The following is a 2,876-nucleotide window of genomic DNA, read 5'->3' as shown; positions in this document are numbered from 1 at the left end:
CACAAAACACCAAAACCTTGCAATCTCAGAACGTCATTCCAGCCAAATTACGATTCCAGATCAGTCGCCTGGAAGCTTCTTAACGGGCGACTAACTGGTGCTGCGACCGCCTGCGGCGTCTTTTGAATGCCGCTTGATCAAGTCATTAATGTCGCGCGTTGCGGTAGGTTGCGAGAGCTTGGCAATTTTTCCTACTTCGACGAAGTGAGCTTTCCCTGGAAGTCCGTCGAGCAGCCGATTTAGCATCAGTTGCTGGCGATCGCTGAGGCCGCTCGTGGCATGCTTTCCCAGAACGCTGCCTTCTGCAAGACGCTACCGATGATCGTCTCAGCGCCGTCGAAAGCCCGACCCAGGCAACCGAGAAACCAGTCGAGCCAATTGGTGATGTCGAGCGTGCCACGTCGGGTTCGCTCAAGGATGTCGTAGTAGGCTTTGCGCTCCTTCCGGATTTGCGCGGACATGCTGTAGAAGCGCTGCGTGCTTTGTTCGGAACGCACGAGTGCCAAATCGGCGATCGCCCACGAGCGCCGCCGCTTTGGCCATCGGCGCCTCCACGTTCTGCTCAAGCGGGAGGGCTATGTGATCAACCACAAGAAGCTGTTCCGGCTCTACCGGGAAGAGAAGCTTGCGGTGCGTCGCCGTGGCGGCCGCAGGCGGGCGATCGGGACCCGGGCGCCGATGACGGTGCCGATGGCGCCGAACGACCGCTGGTCGCTCGACTTCGTATCGGATCAGCTCACCGATGGTCGCCGCTTCCGTATCCTCACCGTGGTCGACGACTGCACCCGCGAGTGCCTGGCGCTGGTGGCCGACACCTCGCTCTCGGGCACCCGGGTGGCGCGGGAGCTGGACCGGCTGATGATTGAGCGCGGCAAGCCGAAGATGGTGGTCAGCGACAACGGCAGCGAGCTCACCGGCAACGCCATCCTGACATGGGCTGATCAGAGCCGCGTGGCATGGCACTACATCGCGCCGGGCAAGCCCATGCAGAATGCCTTCATTGAAAGCTTCAACGGCCGGCTGCGCGATGAACTGTTGAACGAGACGCTGTTCATGTCGTTGGCCCAGGCCCGTGTCGCGCTCGGATGCTGGCGGGTCGATTACAACGAGGCACGACCACACTCGCAGCTCGGATGGAAGACGCCGTCCGAGTTCGCCTTCACCTGCCACCTGCGGCGGGAGCTGGCGCTGCGCTATGCCGAGGGCTCCGCGCCAGCTCCCGCCGCTGCCACCGCCCAACCGGGCAAATCCAACAGCCGGGGCGAACTCAGGACTGGATAAAACTTGGGGGCAAGGTCATGCGACCTGGAGGGAACAGGCCGTGGCGACCAGGTTTGAGCGGATCGACGCTTTCGCACGGCCTGCGATCCTGCCGCGCCTCCGCCGTGTGCAGGCATGGCGCCGCGTCCGGCTGCAGCGCCTCCTATCTGATCCCAACATCGCACAGAAAGATCCGGGAAGGCTCAAGTCCATCAAAGCCGCACAAAATTACATGGCCGTCTCCGTGCGCGTCAAAGCCATCCTTGCCGGGATCATCGATCGCTAGGGGCGCCGGGAGCGGCGCGGTGTCGAGTGCGCGAAATCACCGCATGCGCCGCCTCGTGATAAGCGGTGATCTCGCGCTCTTCTAACACTTCGACCCGCTTGATTTCCGGAAATTGACAGCGGGACCGTCGACCGAGATTGCTGGGCGTAGCTTTGACGCGCGCATCCGCGTGATGGCAGAGAGCTTCCGTTCTGGACGCAGCCTCGGTGTTGGCCTACTCGCTTCAAGCTTTGCCAGCGCGGCAAGTACGATGCCGGTTGCGAGTTAGCCTTCAGACCATCTCCTCAGCGCCTCTATGGCGTTCTCCAAAGCCTTTTCATGGCATAATCTCCACGGGCGGCCTGCGGAAAAGCGCGCGGGCGGCTGGAGGGGCCACCCGCGCTAGTTTGCGCTTCGAAGAGGCTTTGCTGTCTCATGGGGGTTGCGCGAGCATATGAGCAGCCGAGCCATACATGCGTCAGCAACCAGCGTGCCAAGCCATCGTACCGGCATTCCGCCTGAACAGAGACAAAACGCTGCGCTTTCAACCCGCGGTCCCCGAACAGCTGTTTGCGCCTCGATTGCAGTTCCCCACATGCATGTCATCGACCGGACACAGCTGAGCGAGATCAGACGTGCAGGGATGCAACGGCGCCACGCAGCGCCGATGACGGTTAATCCAGGTCTTTCATCGTGTCGAAACTGGCAGCAAAACTGCCTGCGCTGCCGATGCTTGCGGGGGCGCCACGATCGACATGAAGCCGCTGTAAATAGGGCTGGGTGCAAACATCACGACGTTCGCAAGTCGGAAAGAGAACAAAACCCACACAAAACAATGCGAACTGTGGACCATTTTTTGGCACGAAGAATGCAGACCCTCGATATGCCCAGGGGCGCCCTCCCCTGGACATGGCCACCATCGCAACTTGAGGCCGTGGCTGGCCACTTGAGGTTAGCGGCGCGTGATATCGACGAGGGACAGTGCCTGTGCAGGACACGGGCAGGCACCTGCGTCACGTCGCCGCTAACTTCTGTCCGTCGCCAACAGCGCATCAATGGTTGGTCCGCTTAGCATTGACGTGTCGATAAGAAGGCACCCGCGATTCACACAGAGCATTCCGCACATTCTCGACACTTCGCGCGTCATAACGGATGACCCTCGCGTCCTCTTCGTCGCCTGGAAGACGCTGCACCGCCATTGATCAACGGAACGAGCCAACGACTATGGGACGTGTGAACGACAAGGTCATTCTGGTGACCGGCGGGGCTCGCGGAATGGGGGCAGCTAATGCGCGCCTGCTGGTGGCTGAGGGGGCCAGGGTCGTGATCACTGATATTCTTCATACAGAAG

3 protein-coding genes and 1 pseudogene are annotated in these 2,876 nt (G+C 61.0%); 3 read left to right on the top strand and 1 reads right to left on the bottom strand.

All coding sequences use genetic code 11. From position 1 onward, the window contains the following. Positions 1-245 precede the first annotated feature (245 nt). Positions 246-506: a hypothetical protein gene (locus K359_RS65590; RefSeq protein ID WP_224497169.1), complete on the bottom strand. Its 261-nt coding sequence runs from the start codon at positions 504-506 to the stop codon at positions 246-248. Positions 507-513: 7 nt separating this feature from the next. Here K359_RS65590 and K359_RS0147400 point away from each other — a divergent pair. The 3 genes and pseudogenes from K359_RS0147400 to K359_RS66650 all read left to right on the top strand — a co-directional run. After that, positions 514-1,281: pseudogene (locus K359_RS0147400) on the top strand (IS3 family transposase); the annotation flags it as partial. Positions 1,282-1,321: 40 nt separating this feature from the next. After that, positions 1,322-1,546 (top strand): hypothetical protein, encoded by a 225-nt coding sequence (locus K359_RS0147395; RefSeq protein WP_029085191.1) that lies wholly within the window; start codon positions 1,322-1,324, stop codon positions 1,544-1,546. A 1,131-nt stretch (positions 1,547-2,677) separates the two neighbouring features. Beyond that, on the top strand, positions 2,678-2,876 hold a 199-nt coding region (locus tag K359_RS66650), incomplete at its 3' end, for an SDR family NAD(P)-dependent oxidoreductase (protein WP_371261265.1).

Source organism: Bradyrhizobium sp. th-b2 (assembly GCF_000426785.1).
GTDB lineage: Bacteria > Pseudomonadota > Alphaproteobacteria > Rhizobiales > Xanthobacteraceae > Bradyrhizobium > Bradyrhizobium septentrionale.
This window is presented reverse-complemented; position numbering and strand designations above follow the sequence as displayed.